The 15,702-nt window shown below is 35.8% G+C and carries 21 protein-coding genes and 1 pseudogene; 18 read left to right on the top strand and 4 right to left on the bottom strand.

What is annotated here, in order from left to right; translation table 11 throughout:
• The first annotated feature begins 96 nt into the window (after positions 1-96).
• The 4 genes and pseudogenes from ACVAMZ_RS05005 (at position 97) to ACVAMZ_RS04990 (ending at position 3,308) form a co-directional block, all read left to right on the top strand.
• A pseudogene (locus ACVAMZ_RS05005) lies at positions 97-849 on the top strand (lysostaphin resistance A-like protein).
• Between the two features lie 88 nt (positions 850-937).
• Positions 938-1,429: a phosphoribosylanthranilate isomerase gene (locus ACVAMZ_RS05000; protein WP_461684195.1), complete on the top strand. Its 492-nt coding sequence runs from the start codon at positions 938-940 to the stop codon at positions 1,427-1,429.
• Between the two features lie 256 nt (positions 1,430-1,685).
• Positions 1,686-2,471 (top strand): alpha/beta fold hydrolase, encoded by a 786-nt coding sequence (locus ACVAMZ_RS04995; RefSeq protein WP_461684194.1) that lies wholly within the window; start codon positions 1,686-1,688, stop codon positions 2,469-2,471.
• 21 nt (positions 2,472-2,492) lie between these two features.
• Positions 2,493-3,308 carry an ADP-ribosylglycohydrolase family protein gene (locus tag ACVAMZ_RS04990; protein ID WP_414259139.1) on the top strand — a complete coding sequence of 272 codons (816 nt, stop codon included), beginning with the start codon at positions 2,493-2,495 and terminating at the stop codon, positions 3,306-3,308.
• Positions 3,309-3,535: 227 nt separating this feature from the next.
• Here the strand turns inward: ACVAMZ_RS04990 and ACVAMZ_RS04985 are convergent, their stop codons facing one another.
• The 3 genes from ACVAMZ_RS04985 to ACVAMZ_RS04975 are packed head-to-tail and all read right to left on the bottom strand — an operon-like array spanning position 3,536 to position 5,861.
• Positions 3,536-4,252, bottom strand: a complete 717-nt coding sequence (locus ACVAMZ_RS04985) for an ABC transporter permease (RefSeq protein WP_461684193.1) — start codon at positions 4,250-4,252, stop codon at positions 3,536-3,538.
• On the bottom strand, positions 4,249-5,064 hold the full coding sequence (locus ACVAMZ_RS04980) for an ABC transporter ATP-binding protein (protein WP_414259136.1): 816 nt from the start codon (positions 5,062-5,064) through the stop codon (positions 4,249-4,251). The genes ACVAMZ_RS04985 and ACVAMZ_RS04980 overlap by 4 nt, the downstream gene beginning before the upstream one ends.
• A 2-nt stretch (positions 5,065-5,066) precedes the next feature.
• Positions 5,067-5,861 (bottom strand): MerR family transcriptional regulator, encoded by a 795-nt coding sequence (locus tag ACVAMZ_RS04975; protein WP_461684192.1) that lies wholly within the window; start codon positions 5,859-5,861, stop codon positions 5,067-5,069.
• Positions 5,862-6,130: 269 nt separating this feature from the next.
• On the opposite strand from ACVAMZ_RS04975, the gene ACVAMZ_RS04970 reads away from it, so the two are divergent.
• From ACVAMZ_RS04970 to ACVAMZ_RS04920, 11 genes are all read left to right on the top strand, one after another.
• On the top strand, positions 6,131-6,628 hold the full coding sequence (locus ACVAMZ_RS04970) for a hypothetical protein (RefSeq protein ID WP_461684191.1): 498 nt from the start codon (positions 6,131-6,133) through the stop codon (positions 6,626-6,628).
• 126 nt (positions 6,629-6,754) lie between these two features.
• Positions 6,755-7,009, top strand: coding sequence for a hypothetical protein (locus ACVAMZ_RS04965; RefSeq protein WP_414274681.1), 255 nt, complete (start codon positions 6,755-6,757; stop codon positions 7,007-7,009).
• 100 nt (positions 7,010-7,109) lie between these two features.
• Entirely contained in the window at positions 7,110-7,676 is a 567-nt protein-coding gene (locus ACVAMZ_RS04960) for a hypothetical protein (RefSeq protein WP_461684190.1), read from the top strand.
• A gap of 105 nt (positions 7,677-7,781) precedes the next feature.
• Positions 7,782-8,024 (top strand): phosphohydrolase, encoded by a 243-nt coding sequence (locus ACVAMZ_RS04955; RefSeq protein ID WP_461684189.1) that lies wholly within the window; start codon positions 7,782-7,784, stop codon positions 8,022-8,024.
• A gap of 256 nt (positions 8,025-8,280) precedes the next feature.
• Positions 8,281-8,667, top strand: coding sequence for a hypothetical protein (locus ACVAMZ_RS04950; protein WP_461684188.1), 387 nt, complete (start codon positions 8,281-8,283; stop codon positions 8,665-8,667).
• 45 nt (positions 8,668-8,712) lie between these two features.
• Entirely contained in the window at positions 8,713-9,594 is an 882-nt protein-coding gene (locus ACVAMZ_RS04945) for a diacylglycerol/lipid kinase family protein (RefSeq protein WP_461684187.1), read from the top strand.
• Positions 9,595-9,633: 39 nt separating this feature from the next.
• On the top strand, positions 9,634-10,155 hold the full coding sequence (locus tag ACVAMZ_RS04940; protein ID WP_461684186.1) for an RDD family protein: 522 nt from the start codon (positions 9,634-9,636) through the stop codon (positions 10,153-10,155).
• A 174-nt stretch (positions 10,156-10,329) separates the two neighbouring features.
• Positions 10,330-11,214, top strand: a complete 885-nt coding sequence (locus tag ACVAMZ_RS04935) for a DUF4300 family protein (protein ID WP_461684185.1) — start codon at positions 10,330-10,332, stop codon at positions 11,212-11,214.
• A gap of 14 nt (positions 11,215-11,228) precedes the next feature.
• Positions 11,229-11,411, top strand: a complete 183-nt coding sequence (locus tag ACVAMZ_RS04930; RefSeq protein WP_178895047.1) for a hypothetical protein — start codon at positions 11,229-11,231, stop codon at positions 11,409-11,411.
• A gap of 4 nt (positions 11,412-11,415) precedes the next feature.
• Positions 11,416-11,727: a hypothetical protein gene (locus tag ACVAMZ_RS04925; protein WP_000422664.1), complete on the top strand. Its 312-nt coding sequence runs from the start codon at positions 11,416-11,418 to the stop codon at positions 11,725-11,727.
• Between the two features lie 48 nt (positions 11,728-11,775).
• Positions 11,776-12,582: a hypothetical protein gene (locus ACVAMZ_RS04920; RefSeq protein ID WP_461684184.1), complete on the top strand. Its 807-nt coding sequence runs from the start codon at positions 11,776-11,778 to the stop codon at positions 12,580-12,582.
• A gap of 30 nt (positions 12,583-12,612) precedes the next feature.
• Here ACVAMZ_RS04920 and ACVAMZ_RS04915 read toward each other — a convergent pair whose 3' ends face one another.
• Positions 12,613-13,632: a hypothetical protein gene (locus ACVAMZ_RS04915; RefSeq protein WP_461684183.1), complete on the bottom strand. Its 1,020-nt coding sequence runs from the start codon at positions 13,630-13,632 to the stop codon at positions 12,613-12,615.
• A 119-nt stretch (positions 13,633-13,751) separates the two neighbouring features.
• Between ACVAMZ_RS04915 and ACVAMZ_RS04910 the strand changes: the two genes are divergently transcribed.
• The 3 genes from ACVAMZ_RS04910 (at position 13,752) to ACVAMZ_RS04900 (ending at position 15,695) form a co-directional block, all read left to right on the top strand.
• Positions 13,752-14,258, top strand: a complete 507-nt coding sequence (locus ACVAMZ_RS04910) for a YfbM family protein (RefSeq protein ID WP_461684182.1) — start codon at positions 13,752-13,754, stop codon at positions 14,256-14,258.
• Between the two features lie 48 nt (positions 14,259-14,306).
• A complete protein-coding gene (locus ACVAMZ_RS04905) occupies positions 14,307-14,711 on the top strand; it encodes a hypothetical protein (protein WP_247921539.1) in 405 nt (134 codons plus the stop codon).
• Positions 14,712-14,843: 132 nt separating this feature from the next.
• Complete coding sequence (locus ACVAMZ_RS04900; protein ID WP_461684181.1) at positions 14,844-15,695, top strand: CbrC family protein; 852 nt, start codon at positions 14,844-14,846, stop codon at positions 15,693-15,695.
• The last annotated feature ends 7 nt before the right edge of the window (positions 15,696-15,702 follow it).

Below are 15,702 nucleotides of genomic sequence, written 5' to 3'. Positions count from 1 at the left end.
CATTTTTGTGATAGAATATAGGTAGTTATAATCGAGAGTAACTAAGAAGCAGTAAAAAAATATTATACATAGAATAATCATGATTAGGAAGATAAAATGACAGAAATTGACAAAAAGAATTTAAAAAATTATCTTTATTGTACATTTGGAATTACTTATATAGCTTGAGGGATTCTTGCCATCTTTACGCAATCTCATATTTTTGGATTAGAAACAATTATAGGAAGAACATTACATATAGTAGGTGCACTTGGTCCAGCTATTGCAAGTGGTTTTTATTTGAAAAGGAATAATATAAAATTTAAACATTTTCTATTTAGTAAGAAAGAAAATAGTAGTATTTATTTCATTATTCATTTGTTAGCAATTTTGATACTATTTTCTGTATCTTCCTTAGAATTAAATGAAGTATCAATTTATCTAATGCCACTATTCTTTATTCAATTAATTTTTTTCGGTGGTGGACATGAAGAACTAGGATGGAGAGGAATATTACAACCCTTACTTGATAAAAAATATACTTATTGGCAATCTAATTTGATTGTAGGTTCAATCTGGGGAATTTGGCATCTGCCTTTATGGTTTATAGTTGGAGAAAGTCATCAAGCATTTCCTTTTATTTTATTTTTTATATATACGTTATTTTTAAGTTTTGTTTTAGGACTTCTTTACCGTCAAACGAAATCTGTCGGTTACTGCATATTATTTCATGCGTTCGCAAATTTGTTAAATCTCTATTTTGTGTTGAAGATTAATCTTTCTTTTATTATCATTTTTATAGCTTATTTAATTTATACAATATTAGCAAGTAATAGAATTAGTAAGCAAAAGAATTTGTATCCAAAATAAATGGATACACTCTAGAAAATGAAGATGATTTTGTTCAAGGTTATATAGTAGAAATAACGAAAATCTATATGAAAGGTTTAGAGTAAATATGAGTCTCTTATTTGAAGAATTTAAAACCATTTGTTTCCATTTAAATCGAGTCGGAATTACACCGACACTGATGGGCTCTTTGGGATTTGAGTTTAGAACGAAAGAAAATTGGGAGCCGTCTGACATTGACATTCATGTGCCTGGTGACCCTAGAGGTTGGGAAGTACCTGATCATCTCAGAATTTATGACTGGGACAAGATAATGAAAGTGATGAAAGACTTAGGCTACGTCTTAATAGATATTCATGAGCATGAATTCCAAAAGGATAGAGTGAGTGTTGAATTTGGAAGTATCGATTCCTTACCTGATTTTGCAGGAGTTTCGGAATCGAATATAGAGCTTATTCACATTGAAGGCATCACTTTTCGTCTTCCAAGTATGGAGCAGTATCTAAGTATTTACAAAGCTTCTTCTCAAGACTCCTATCGAAATGATCACAATAACAATAAGGATTTTAAAAAGATCGAGTGGCTGGAAAGACATTTGTAAATTATCATATGAACAGTAGTAAGTTGTAAGACTGGTTGCTTTTTTATTTGTTATTTAATTTATACTATATTGGCGAGTAATAGAATTAGTCAGAAAAATATATTTTAAATTTTAAATCAGGATATCCATTATTGAAGGTAACATTCTATCTAGATAATCGATGTTAGAGATTGTCTGTTTAAAGTGGTATCACAGCTTGTTCAAACAGATTAAACAAAGATGTAGCTAGGAATGTCTTACAGTAAGGAGTTTAAATATGAAATTCCATGAATTTGGTGATAAGAATTTGCCTTCTATCTTGCTGATACATGGCGGTGGCAGTTCTTGGTGGAATTATCTTTGTCAAGCACGGATCTTGTCAGAAGAATACCGTGTCATTCTACCCACCTTGAATGGCCACGGTGAAGAATATCAATTTGATTATGTTTCTACTGAAGATTCTGCTTTGGAGATTCTAGACTATATCAAAGCAAACTGTGGTGGGAAATTGTTTGCAATAGGTGGCGTTTCACTTGGTGGTCAAATTGCTATGGAGCTTTTGTCCTTAGATGGCGAAATTGCTGAGAAGGCCATTATAGACGGAAGCCTCTGTATTCCTCAACCAGGGTTAGCTAAACTCAGCATCTTTCTAGTATCCCTATTTGGTAAATTGATGTTCAGTAAATTCTCTTGTAAACTTCAATTAAGCATGATGAACAAACTCTATCCTAAACTAGCTTATCCAGAGGAAATAAAAGCTTATTATCTAGAGGATCTACCAAGGACACCTATCAAAACATTGGTGACCATTTACAAAACCTATATGGGGCGATACAGGCTCAAGGACACAATTTCTGCTAGCAAGGCGCAGGTTCTGTATATCTATGGTGAAAAAGAATTGAACTGTGTGAAAGCTTCGGCGAAATTATTTCAGCAGCTACATCCAAATACAATTTTGTATGAAGCAAAGGGCTATAACCATGGTTATCTATCAGCTTACCTGCCTCAAGAATGGATCGATTTGGTTGAGCCGTTTTTAAAGAGTGATCCATTGGAAATCTGATATGCTGTAAGGAGGAATCTTATGCTAGGAGCAATAGTTGGAGATATTGTAGGTTCTGTTTATGAATGGGACAATATTAAAACCAAGAATTTCCCATTATTTCGTGAGGATTGTTTTTTTACAGACGACACGGTGATGACCTGTGCTGTGGCGGAAGCCATCATGAATGGCGGACAGAAGGATGACTTCATCGATGCCATGAAGAAGTACGGTAGAATGTATCCAAACGCGGATTACGGTGCCAGGTTTAACCGGTGGCTTATGACCGACAACCGTGAGCCTTACAATAGTTTTGGGAATGGTTCTGCGATGCGCGTTTCTCCGTGCGCTTGGGTGATGGAGGCTACAACAGACGAGTTGCCGTCCGAGGGGAAACGTCTGGCGCAACTTTCTTCAGAGGTGACGCATAACCATCCAGAAGGGGTTAAAGGAGCTATGGCAACAGCGGATGCAATCTATATGTGCCGTTGTTTCTTCGATAGTAATAACCCTACGGAGATTAAAAGACGTGTTAAGGAACACATCGAGAAAGAATATGGATATGACCTTTCTAAAACGCTGGATGAAATTCGTCCTACGTACCGTTTTAATGAAACGTGTCAGGATACCGTTCCTCAGGCAATTGTTGCCTTTCTTGAAAGTACAGACTTCGAAGATGCTATCAGAAATGCTATTTCTCTCGGCGGTGATAGTGACACTCTTGCTGCTATCACAGGAAGTATAGCCGAAGCTGCTTATGGTATACCTGATTGGATTAAGGAAAAGGCCTATACCTATCTAGATGAGCCCTTAAAAGACGTGCTCAGACGATGGGAGAAAGAAGTTTCAATATCATAATGGATACTAACTAGTCAATATCAAACTATGAAAGATAAGGTTAAGGAAGTTGAGCAAATCCTCGGGTAAAGAGTTAGCGTCTTACTAGAAGAAAAGTTGGAAACAAACTTGACAAAAACTTGAGCCTGACCATTGAAAAATAGCAAAGCGACGAGATAAGAAACAATCTCGTCGCTTTTTCTTTAAAGTTAATGTTGCCATGGATTCATGTTGCCCTATTCAGGTACTTACTCAGATTCTTGTTTATTCAAGAGGAGGATACAGGTCATTACTGTAATACAAGATAAAAGAATTAGATACCACAGGTTTTCAAGACTAAAATCATTCTCTAGAATCAATCTGTATCCCCAATAAGCTGGGAAAACACGCCCTAATATTTGGAGAAAATCGGGTAGTAAGCTAATAGGAAACATAATCCCCGAAAGCATAATTGAAGGTAAAAATACAAGTTGCGCTATCATGGTCAGCTTTGCTTGGTTTTTTAAAGTAAGCCCTAGTAAACTACCAATACATAATGACACAATCATGTAGATGGACAGCGCAAGAAAGAATAAGGGAAGTTGTGTCGGCAGCCTTGCTTCAAATAAAATAGGGGCCAGTAGCAGGATCACAATGCAGGTCAACATCAGATGAACAAAGGCAGAGAGAAGTATGCTCACCAATCCTAAATAAATAGGGACACCATTAGCATTATAAATCTTTTTTATGTCGCTTCCATAAATTTCAACCAATGAAGGTGGCAAGCCAAGAAAGGCCCCCATTGAGACACTCATGACTATCATAGATTGTATGAGTGTGGTTCGCATTTCAGGCATAACAGAAGTAAAAATACCACCCATGAGAAGAAAGAAAATAAGCGGTACAATATAGTAAGTAACCAAGAGAGACTTACTTCGTATGTCCAATTTCCACTGTAATGCTAGGCTATATAAGAATCCATTCATTCCGATCCCCTCCTTGCCATTTCGATGAAATGCTGCTCCAGTGTGCCACGATCAACTTTAATATTCAGTATCTGAATATGTTTCTGTTTGCATTCTTTCAATAATGAAATCAAAGTGTCCTCGATCGTATCTGTTTCAAAAGATTCCTCTCCGTTCCGGGTCTTTAAATGGATGAAATATTTTCTTCCCAACCTGTCTGTCAGTTCTGAAGGAGAACCACAAAAGACAATCTTTCCACTATTCAAAATAGCAATGCGGTCACATAAGGCCTCAACCTCAGCCATATCATGACTTGCCAAAACGATTGTTTTCCCTTGTGATTTGAGATTCCGTATTTGTTCGTGCAGGGCTAGTCTTGCTTTAACATCAAGTCCCGCTGTCGGTTCATCGAGGAAAATAATATCGGGATTTCCGATAAGTGCAAGGGCGAGATGTAGTCTTCTTTTTTGTCCTGTGGATAATTGCAGATATTGTGATTTTTCAATTTCCTTTATTCCAAGAGCCTTCAGCATGGCATTATTAATGCTTGTCTGATTCCATTTTGCAAAGAGCTTTATCGCCTCCATAGGTTTGATATGAGCTGGCAAAGAAGATGACTGCAGTTGAATTCCCATTTTACCGTTTACAATAACATTGCCTCCATCATATTTTCTCATACCTTCAATACATTCAAGCGTTGTTGTTTTACCAGCTCCGTTCACACCGAGCAGAGCAAAAATTTCTCCTTTTTCGATTTGAAGATTAAGACCTTTTAGGACCATCTTACTTCCGTAGTTTTTCTCTAATCCACGAACCTCTATTGCGTATTTCATGCCTATACCTCCTCAAAGGGATTGGTTCCAAGTCTTGAAAAATAAACTTGCAAAGCGGGCTCTAAATATGAGTTAACGATTTTTTGCTTTTCCTCCCAAGCGTTAGTAGCGGTGTCAATATTACCGACTTCCATCAACTTCGGAAGCATAGTCAAATCTCCATTTGTAAACTCCATGATCAAGCTCCAGTATTCTTGTACAACTTGTTGGCACTGTTCACTTTCAGCGGGCACCTTTTCTTTTTGGAGTCGCACAATCTCATCACTTAGGCGATTAAATCTGTCCATAAAGTCTACTCCGCTTTTCTTGTCAAATCGACTTCGTATGTGATCCAGCGTATCATCATCAAAACGTTTAATCAGAGAGTAAGATTCATTCTTCATTTGTAAATTGACAATAATATCTGCATACTTCTTAAAGTCAACCGTCTGTATTTGTAAAACTTCAACTTTTAACTGCTCTATTTCTGACAATGATGCCTGAAGCTGTTCTATTTTTTGGCGAATATCATCTGCTTGCTCTGTAAGAGCATTTGCAACTTCAGCTGGAGTTTTCAAAGAGTTCAAACGCCCCTTTATGTCCTTGAGAGAAAAACCAAGTGATTTCAAGGATATAATCTGATGAAGCATGACTAGATCTTTATCAGTATAAAGTCTACGTCCTCCCTCACTTTCTGCAGACGGGGAAAGCAATTCTTCTTTATCGTAGTATTGTAGAGTTCGGACTGTAACTCCCATTTTCTTGGCAACTTCCCCAACTGTCATAAACCCTTCTGGGATTGCTCTGAATTTTGCCATCATTCTCACCTCCTAATATATATTATACATCATGACGTAAGGTCATGAGCAAGCGCTTTATAAAAATTATTGATAAAAGATTTATTCTAGTGTTCTCGTTTACTTAATATAAATAAAAATGCTTCTGAAAAGAGCTATTTAAAAGTGACAAAAAGGAGTTGAAAGAGAAGAACCAAAACAATTACTTGCATTTAGTATATCTTTTTGCTTTGTTCAATGATTGGTGCTATAATGTAGTTAAAAAGTAAAGAAAACATAGGAGATAGATGATGAATACAATGTATATTATCGTAGGATTTGTTGTTTTTTGGTTCTTGCTATTTGTTGTTTTTATGATTGCAAATGGTAATAGAAAGAAAAAAGCTGTTAGCTTTGTTAGTGATAATAGTGATAAAGCTATTGTTCATTTATACTGTTCAAAAACTAAAATTAATGGACAGAATCTTGCTGACTTTAATCCAATAACTGGAGAAAACCTAGAAAAGGTAGTTGCTTTAGTTCCAGGGAGATATACAATTGAGGGCGTTTATAAAACGACTGAGAATCGACTGAATCAAACAATCAATATCAAATCAGAAAATATCAGTATGGATCTTGACTTGGAGGCTGGGAACACCTATTCAATAGCTATGTACCTATACTCTCCTGAAGAAAGACAAGAGTATGAGAATGGCAAAACTGATGAAGTTGTTTTGAGTGTTCCGTTAACCATTGTCGTGGGTAGTGATTTCATCAAAGCATACATTATTTGCTACAAAGAAAAATGATTATCTAAGAGGCTGGGCTTAAGTTTGTTACTGGCCTCTTTTCTAATATTAAGTCAAGCTATGAGCAGGATCATTTTGTCAAGTAGGCTTGCTAATTAATCCAAATTTATGTGGGAGATAAATATTATGAAAAAGAGTACCTATAATCTATTAACTAAAATTCCTATATACGGAGTTTTATTAAAACAATCGAGTAAAGGTGAGATGAGGCTATGCAGTCCATTCCTTCAAGATTTGGCGGAAGAAGGGATTAGACCAATTGAAATTTATGAACTTCTAGAAGAGAAATATCCAGGTGAAGTGGTAACAAGAGATCGTTTTTATGAAGGTTATAATAAAATACTTGAATTAAAGTTTAAGAAGGAGATTGACAAAATTTAATGTCTTACTTTTATTTTTCAACAGTAGTACCACCTGAGAATGAGTAATAACGTAAAAATGATCAGAATTAATAGAAACAGTTAAGATTTGAGGATGATAGATGGTTATATTGGAATTGTACCAAAATGATTTTTCTAAAGATTTAGTCGTGTTTGATTCTTTAGAGGAGGGGAAAGCCTTTGTAGCTCAAATCCCTGGATATACTTTAGAAACAGAAGATGAGTTTGAAGTTGAGTTTTTTAACCCTAAACACTTGCCCGATTATATGGAAATTGTTTTCAATGGGAATATTGTCCCTTTATCTGGATTCTCATTTGAACCTGAAGAAAATGTCGAGATTATTTGGAAAGAAATTTCGAATCTATCCGAACCAAACGATAAAGTGATTGAAGGAGCTACAAAAGTCGACGCGTATGTCGTGAAGAACGATGAAGTCAAAGCTTATATCAATTCAAGAGAAGCAAACTTCCGCAAGGCAAAAGCTTTCTTAGAAAGCAAAGGGTACGAAGTCGACAGAAGCTTTTTCGGAAGTGAAGACGGCGAAGCGATTCTCTACAGAAAACGCAGCACCGAAGATTGGCACTTCTTATGCCACTTAGACCCGCTGTTTGTAGAGTTTGAAGATGTCGAAGAATATGTGAAAGAAGTGATGGAAGATATTCAATAGTCAATCAAAGTTCCTTGTGAGTGTATGCCACTGCTTGAGTAGACGGATTGAGCAGTAAAGAGAAACATCTAGTACTATCTAGCTTCTTAAGGAGAAATATCTATCATGAAAATGGAAATCGGGAAAACCTATCTTGTAAAAAAAGATATTTTTGGTTTAAAAAAAGATGAACTTTGGACCTTACTTGACAAGGGTTATCAGGCTTATTTTGGTGAACATAATTTCGTATTTGTCAATGATGATAAAGTGAAGGTATTTGCAGTTTTGCAAGATAGTTCAGAAGAAGATATGCGAATCTACCATCATCTTGAAGACTATCTTGAAGAAGTCGCTCATGAGAATTTCTAAAGAATGTGAGATGAAAATTGTATCTGTAAGTTTTAAATTAAACTTAGACCTAATGAATCATTTTTAAGTTAAGGGTTTATATTTGAAATAGAGTCTTCATTGAGACTTTTTGTTATAAAAAAACTAGACTGAAACCAAGCTGAAAGCCATCTGGTTCAGTCTTTTTTTCTGTTATTGTAGTATAATAAAGGGGGTAGGAATTCAATTTTTTAATAGGATTATTCTAAGAACGAAAACATTTAGAAAGAGAAAAAATATGAAGCAATCACTTGAATTTTTAAGAGAAAGAATCACCGATAAAATGCCCTTGGAGGATATGGTCGCAATCTTTGAAGATTTGTGTCGTGAGCCAATTGATGATGAAATGATTTTGTTTGAAGTAGGGACATTTACAAGTATATCTGATAAACCCTTGTTTCAACTATCATTAGTAAGGCAAGTCCCTGATGAGGATGAAGAGTTTTATCAGGTTCACCTCGATGTTTTCTATGAAGCATGTCAAGAGAATGAAATATTTCATGAATCAACCTGGGATGAGGATTTAGAGGAAAATATTTTTGACTACATTAGAAATTCAGAAATATTTGCCTATGCTAAAGAACAGGAATACCTAGCAGTCAAAATGTATCTTGAAGAAACTTAAGAAAGCTAGTTAAAGTAAGGAAATCTAATGACAGGAGAATTATAAATGAATAAAATCATGGTAATCATCAATCCAACCTCTGGTGGCGAAAAAGCTTTGGATTATAAGGTGAAGCTGGAGAATAAAGCTAGAGACTATTTTGAAGATGTGGAGATTAAAATTACGGAAAAAGCGCAAGACGCCACAAACTTTGCAGAAGAAGCGTCTCGGGAGCACTTTGATGCAGTTCTTGTATTCGGTGGAGATGGTACTGTTAATGAAGTAATTTCTGGTATCGCGGAAAAAGACTACATTCCAAAACTTGCGATTATTCCAGGAGGAACTGGAAATCTCATTACGAAACTATTAGAAATCGATCAAGATATTGACGGTGCGATTGACGAGCTTGATTTTAGTTCTACCAATAAGATTGATATCGGAAAATCAAATGGAAACTATTTTGGCTATATTTTTAGTATTGGTTCACTACCAGAAGCCATCCATAACGTTGGGATAGAGGATAAAACAAAATTTGGCATGCTTGCCTATGCGATTAATACCATGAAGTCTGTGGTTACAGATCAAGCATTTAACATTAAAGTTGAGACTGAGAATGGAAATTACATGGGCCCAGCAAGTCATGTCTTAGTTCTTCTCACCAATTATTTCGCTGACAAAAAAATCTTTGATGAGGACAAAGATGGTTATGCTAATATTTTGATTTTAAAAGATGCATCTATTCTTACCAAATTGTCAGTTATCCCTGATTTATTAAAAGGGGATGTTGTCGTGAATGAGAATATCGAATATATGAAAGCTCGTCACATCAAAATCTCTTCAGATAGTGAATTGGAAACGGATGTTGACGGTGATAAATCTGATGACTTACCAGTAGAAATTAAGGTACTAGGGCAGCATATCGAAGTTTATTCTCAACCGAAAGAATAAAACTTTTGAAAAGAATAGTAGATAATAAAGGAGCTGATGATGATGAAGATTTTAGTAATTAATTCTATTTCGTTTAAAAAAAGAATGATTGAATTACTATTTGATTATCTTTTCATTCTAGCTTATTTAGTACTTCTGTTTTTAGGTTCGATGCTTATTTACATTATTCTTTTTAATGGCGTCCCAGAGTTCACAGAAATTCAGTCGCAGTGTCTTGTTTTTTTTACCTCTGTTTTGCCAATCACTCTACTTTTTACATTCTTAGATTATACAAAGAATGGGAGTTTTGGGAAGGCGAAAGCAGGACTTCAATTGGTTTACAAGAAAAAAACAGTGCAAGCTAGCTTGATTAGAAACACCATTAAATTTTTACCTTGGCAAATAGGTCATATGGGCACGATACATGGTTTCTATAGTGATTTTGATTTCTTATCTGTTATCCTCTCGTTTTTAGCTACTCTCCTCGCAGTTGCCTTACTAGCAATGATGGTTTTCAGGAAAGATAAGCGACATCTAGGTGACCTTATAGCTCATACACAGGTACAGCTAAAAGGTGATTAAAATTAAATATTTCATAGTTATTTCAATTATTAGGGAGCGTGCTGTGTGCCAGCTTCCTTTTTAATGATTTAAAATTACTTTCTTAGCAAAATGCTTGGACTTAAAATAAATTTGAACTATAATATAGGAGAAGCTAATCGACTTGAAAAATCCTAGTTAAAAAGGAAACATTTTATGAAAGTATCTAAAAAAATTAGATTAATGAGCTGCTGTGGTTTAGCTATCTTTACTTTAGCTGCCTGTGGTACAAACGAAAACCAATCTATGGAACAACAGAATAGTTCAAATACTAAGTTGGTTAGCTCAGATAAAGAAAGCCACAAAGGAACCTATAGCAATCTCAATAGCAAGGAAAGTGCAGAAGAAGTTCTAAAAGCCTTGGCTGCGCATTTGGATAAGGACAGTGTGGATGCATTTTTCAACCTTGTAAATGATTATAACAATACTGTCGGTTCAGTTGGATTAACTGGAGATTTTTCTACCTTTACAAAAACAGACTATGATGTGGAAAAAATTAGTCACCTATGGACTCCCAAAAAAGGTGATTTTGTCGGTACTAACTGTCGTATTAACAGTTTTTGCTTATTAAAAAATTCCATCGAAATTCCTAAGTTAGAAAAAGATGATTCCCTATTATTTGTCGATAATGACGCCATTGATAAAGGAAAGGTCTTTGGTACAGAAGATAAGGACGCCTTTGATATCTTATTCTCAAGAGTCAAGACCGATGCAACGACAGATGTTAAGGTTCATGCAGCGAAGATGGAAAACTTCCTCTCTCAATTTAAGTTTAATGAAAATGCAAGAATGCTATCTGTTGTAGTTCATGATGACTTGGATGGTCATTCCCTCTTTATTGGCCATGTCGGGATACTTGTACCAAGTGAGGACGGCTATCTCTTTGTTGAAAAGTTGACCTTTGAGGAACCTTATCAAGCCATCAAATTTGCGACCAAGGAAGATTGCTACAAATATCTAGATACAAAATACGAAAACTATACAGGAGAAGGTCTAGCGAAGCCATTTATTATGGATAATGATAAGTGGGTTCAATTTTAAAGGAAGGCACTGAATTGGAAGAAGTACTGACATTCATAATTTTTGTCCTAGTCGGAGTATGGGCTGTTTGGGTTATCAAAGGAAATCAGCAGAGACCAAGAAAAAATGAGAGGTTTATTGGTTATATCAATCGATACGATGAAGATGGAGAACCTTACCAAGCTGAAGTTTGGGAAGTGACAGAAGATGAGGAGTAGACATATGGAATTACAAGATTTTACAGAAAAAGAACAAGAAATGATTAAAAAGGGACTAACATTCTCTAAGCTTAACGATAAGGAAACTGCCGATAAGATTATCGCCTTAATTCCTGAAGATATGATTAAACGAATTCCATTTTTTGTTAGAAAACATGCCATTACACGTACAGTCAAGAGAATTTCACTTGAGTATCCAGAATTGTATGCTGTAGCTGAACAAGAAGGCCAACTTCCTGAAAAGGAAGCTCAAGAATTGCAACAAATTCTTACAGATATTTTCCAAGAGAAAATGAACAAGCATAAGATTAAGTAAGCGTTGAGTTTTAGAGATAAGATGTCGATTGAACATTAGGAGTTGAGAATGGCTATTGATGGCGTTAAAATCATTGACAGTGATCAAGGTTATGACATTTACAATGAAGTAGTCGGTCGCTATAGAGACGGTGAACATGTAGCGAATATCATCAAGGATATTCTCGATGCGGAAAAAGATTACTGTCAAACAGACTTTTTTACAGAAATTTATTGGACAGCTCTTGCCTACTCACTGTGGAAGATTGGTCACCTGACAGACGATATCAGAGATAAAACCTTGGAGCTTATCAAAAAAGGGGCGGATCCATTTTGGTTGGAAATAGATCCAAAGGCTTTGAAGCAAAGGCAAAAGGTCTTGGATAAACTTGCTATCCTGTTGCTAACTGAAAATCCTAGGCCTCTAAAGGTCCCTAAAGCCAAAACTAAACGCAAACCTTATTTTGAAGAAGGAGATCTCCTTGCTGTTAAGTTCCAAGATGAGTATGGTCTTGTCTTTGTATCTATGGTTGAGCAGAGTCCTAGAAAGCTTGAGTATCATTTGGCTTGCACACGCCTCTTACAAACAAAAAAGCCCTTCATAGATGATTTTTTGACCAGTCAAATCTCCTGTAAGATGGACAATACAAAGTTTGCTCTCGTTACAGATTGCTGGTTCAATCACAAAGATTTAGGGCAATTATTAGAAAATATTGAAAAAATTGGACAGGTGAAACTTAGACCTTTTAGTCTTTGGATGCTGGCACCTGCCCAAAATTTAGAAGATATTTATCAAGAAATCACTAGAGATAAAGGTTCCTCTGGCATTCGATTCATCGAAACCTATAAACTTGTCGACGATATTTTTCCAGTTTAATGCTTATGTGATAAAGGGGGAGATGGTCAATCATTCCCACATGCTGTGCTGGGCTCTAACACCATAGCTATCTAGGGAACCATCTGAATTGAACTTGGATTCAATACGGTACCTTTTCCAGAGGTCGTAGTCTGCTGTTTGAATGGTTAGGATAAAGTTGTTATCCTTATCAGAGACATTATAATCAGCAGGATTGACTTCAAAGATATCGATTAACTTTCGTGTTTGAAAATCTTGAAGCTTGAGATTGGCTAGCTTGACATGATTGACGGAAATTTCTTCTAGTTGATTGTTATCCTTAGGTGTTCTGTAGTAGGTAATGACGCAGTTTTTGAGCTGATCTGTATCTTTACCTGTGGGAGTAAGGGTCATAAAGCCATAGGACTGATCATCCCGCTTGACTTCAAGAAGCTGACCGTAGTAGAAGTGGTCGTTTTTTGGATTGGTAATAGGACTATCTGCACCTTTATCTGCGAAGGTGAACCCATGCTCTAAAAGCTCGGAAGCCTTGGTCTCCCCGACAATGACAGTGGTATCTTTAATGGTTACTGGAACAGGTTGCGCTGGAAGGCCACTCATCATCATGCAAAACATAAAAACATAACTCGTTAAAAAAGCTGTCCCGACAAAAGCGTTGGTTGAAGCATAGGCATGACTGTTATGAAAGTTTTTTCTTATAGCTAGTACAACAAATTTTCCAAGACTTTTTATAATCATACTAACAAGCACGATGAAAAATTGTTTTTTCAAACATTCATAAACTGCTTGCGGGAAGCTATTGCCATGATAGTAGAATCCAGCCAATGTGAGTAGATTTACGATTAAATAGATCAGCAAGAACCAATGAATCTCTTTAAGGGCATTAGCATCAGTGATTTCTTCATAGTCAACGTGAATTCTTCCTTGAACAGCATGGCCAAGTTTATAAATCCATTTGGGAATGTCTTTGCCTTTTTTAACCGCAACTACAAGTCTAATATAGAGATAGATAGTAAAGGACAAGGATAGAAAGAAAAGAGCATAAAAACCCAAAACAATACTAGTGGACATGACTATTTCCCCCTATTTAACATTCAATAAAACAATTTCTTAGCTCCATTATAGCATTTTCTAGGGAAATAGAGCTAAAAATATCCGTATGATACTAACTGATTAAAAGGAGTAAAATCATGGGAATGATTGCCAATTATCAATATTTACCAGACAATGAATTAGAACAAATAAAAGGTCTTTCCAATCAAGAAGATGACTTATTAGATTTTTCCGAGGATTCCACTGATAGTCATGATATCTTAATAGATATTGACAAAATGTGGGATGTCTTGGTTTTTGTAATGACAGGATTTAGTAGTTCAGAATTTTTGGATGACAATCCCTTGAGAGAGGCTGTTTTAGGGGTGACTCCTCTAGAGGATGTATCTGAATATATCGCCTATACTGAAAAATCGAGAATTGCGGCTATCCGTCAAGCTTTAGAAGAATTTGACATGGACAGTGCTATGGCTAACTTTAGTATGGAAGCTTGTAAGAAGGCCGACTTGTATCCTGATATTTGGGATTATCTTGAGGAAGAGGAAGAAATCAAGGATGATATTTTAACCTGCTTTGTCAAAATGAAAGACTTTTACAAAAAGATTCTGGAGCTCAATGGAAATGTCCTGGTCACTATTTGTTAGAAAGTTTATTAAACATTTCTAAAAGAATAAAACTGCTTGAGGTAATAAATGAACAAAGAAGATTTATTGGCATTATGGAAGGGAATAAACTGGGAAAAACATGACTCGGGGATCTATTTTCTAGGGCGATATCTAAATAAAGACATAAATATTTATTTTACAGGTTACTGTGAACAGGATTTAGTCTTATTATCAGATGATTTGATGACTAGTTTATATAGAAACTTAGAAAACCTTGATAAAAAAGCTCAAAAGGTTATCCATGATAATTGGCCTGATAAAGCAGTTACAGAACTGGAATTAAAGGAGTTAATCTTGGATAAAAGTAGTTCTTATGGCGAATTTGCTCTAGGTTATGATGCCGGTGTCTCTCCAGCTGGATCCCTTTATCTTTTAGTGAAATTCGACAAATATTTTCAAGCTGATAGAGAGCTTGTGTATGAAATTTACTAACTGTCTGACAATAAGAGGTTAAAATCAGGTGATGAAATGAATGATTTATATAAAGCAATGTTAGGCTTAAATGGTATTGTCCTTATTACCATTTGTTAATCAGAATTTATCCATGTAAGAAAAGGTAGTCAGATGAATCCATATTTACAAGAATATATCACCCGGACAAGGGAATACCATGCTAAAGATGGAAATCCTTCAAGTGTTGCAGCCCTTTATGATTTAACTGATGAATTAGCTAAGTCTGATGATTTAGAAGCTAAGAAAGTCTTAGTTGACCTCTATGAACAATTGGGTCTCTACACTAGTGCCTATAGCTTATTTACCGAAATCTTAGACAAACCTGAACGAAAACAGATAAAGAAACTGAGCCGTTTACAAGAAATGAGTCAGAGTCATGGCGATCGTTTTGCCCTTCCTCGTCCTCTAAGAAAAGAAGAGAAGAAGCAAAGACAGAAGCTATTACAGTCTTTACCACATTTTATCTATTATCCAGATCCGTTGGCTACAGGTTCATTTGTTGAAGGAGAAGCCAAGCTTTGTCCATCTTGTGGGAAAGAAAGCAATATTTATTATGACTTGATCCCTTATTGTATCGAGGATATAGAATACCTTTGCCCAATGTGCATTGCAAATGGTCAAGCAGCTAAAAAATTTGATGCAGAATTTATCCAAGATGCCGAGTGGCAGGGTGAATTGGATCCAGAAAAGAATCAGCTGCTTTTTTGTCAGACCCCAGGCTACTCTAGTTGGCAGGGAGAATATTGGCTTTCTTGTTGCCAAGATTATTGTGCTTACTTGGGTACAGTTGGAACTCGAGAATTGAAGGCCATGGGAATCGCTGAGCAAGTCTTGGCAGACTATGAAGCGCGTGAAGAATATCAAGAGGTAGAAGACTACTTGGTCAAAGACGGGCCTATCTGTGGTTATTTGTTTAGATGTCTCCATTGTCAAAAATACCAAATCTGGGTTGATGCAGATTAAATCGAAA

This window comes from Streptococcus sp. KHUD_017 (genome assembly GCF_054861245.1).
Note: the sequence above shows the minus strand (reverse complement) of the source record. Positions and strands in the feature narration are given on the sequence as shown.

Coding starts and splice junctions, on each gene's coding strand:
- ACVAMZ_RS05000 (WP_461684195.1), top strand. CDS start 938: ATGAGTCTCTTATTTGAAGAATTTAAAACCATTTGTTTCCATTTAAAT.
- ACVAMZ_RS04995 (WP_461684194.1), top strand. CDS start 1,686: ATGAAATTCCATGAATTTGGTGATAAGAATTTGCCTTCTATCTTGCTG.
- ACVAMZ_RS04990 (WP_414259139.1), top strand. CDS start 2,493: ATGCTAGGAGCAATAGTTGGAGATATTGTAGGTTCTGTTTATGAATGG.
- ACVAMZ_RS04985 (WP_461684193.1), bottom strand. CDS start 4,252: ATGAATGGATTCTTATATAGCCTAGCATTACAGTGGAAATTGGACATA.
- ACVAMZ_RS04980 (WP_414259136.1), bottom strand. CDS start 5,064: ATGAAATACGCAATAGAGGTTCGTGGATTAGAGAAAAACTACGGAAGT.
- ACVAMZ_RS04975 (WP_461684192.1), bottom strand. CDS start 5,861: ATGGCAAAATTCAGAGCAATCCCAGAAGGGTTTATGACAGTTGGGGAA.
- ACVAMZ_RS04970 (WP_461684191.1), top strand. CDS start 6,131: ATGAATACAATGTATATTATCGTAGGATTTGTTGTTTTTTGGTTCTTG.
- ACVAMZ_RS04965 (WP_414274681.1), top strand. CDS start 6,755: ATGAAAAAGAGTACCTATAATCTATTAACTAAAATTCCTATATACGGA.
- ACVAMZ_RS04960 (WP_461684190.1), top strand. CDS start 7,110: ATGGTTATATTGGAATTGTACCAAAATGATTTTTCTAAAGATTTAGTC.
- ACVAMZ_RS04955 (WP_461684189.1), top strand. CDS start 7,782: ATGAAAATGGAAATCGGGAAAACCTATCTTGTAAAAAAAGATATTTTT.
- ACVAMZ_RS04950 (WP_461684188.1), top strand. CDS start 8,281: ATGAAGCAATCACTTGAATTTTTAAGAGAAAGAATCACCGATAAAATG.
- ACVAMZ_RS04945 (WP_461684187.1), top strand. CDS start 8,713: ATGAATAAAATCATGGTAATCATCAATCCAACCTCTGGTGGCGAAAAA.
- ACVAMZ_RS04940 (WP_461684186.1), top strand. CDS start 9,634: ATGATGAAGATTTTAGTAATTAATTCTATTTCGTTTAAAAAAAGAATG.
- ACVAMZ_RS04935 (WP_461684185.1), top strand. CDS start 10,330: ATGAAAGTATCTAAAAAAATTAGATTAATGAGCTGCTGTGGTTTAGCT.
- ACVAMZ_RS04925 (WP_000422664.1), top strand. CDS start 11,416: ATGGAATTACAAGATTTTACAGAAAAAGAACAAGAAATGATTAAAAAG.
- ACVAMZ_RS04920 (WP_461684184.1), top strand. CDS start 11,776: ATGGCTATTGATGGCGTTAAAATCATTGACAGTGATCAAGGTTATGAC.
- ACVAMZ_RS04915 (WP_461684183.1), bottom strand. CDS start 13,632: ATGTCCACTAGTATTGTTTTGGGTTTTTATGCTCTTTTCTTTCTATCC.
- ACVAMZ_RS04910 (WP_461684182.1), top strand. CDS start 13,752: ATGGGAATGATTGCCAATTATCAATATTTACCAGACAATGAATTAGAA.
- ACVAMZ_RS04905 (WP_247921539.1), top strand. CDS start 14,307: ATGAACAAAGAAGATTTATTGGCATTATGGAAGGGAATAAACTGGGAA.
- ACVAMZ_RS04900 (WP_461684181.1), top strand. CDS start 14,844: ATGAATCCATATTTACAAGAATATATCACCCGGACAAGGGAATACCAT.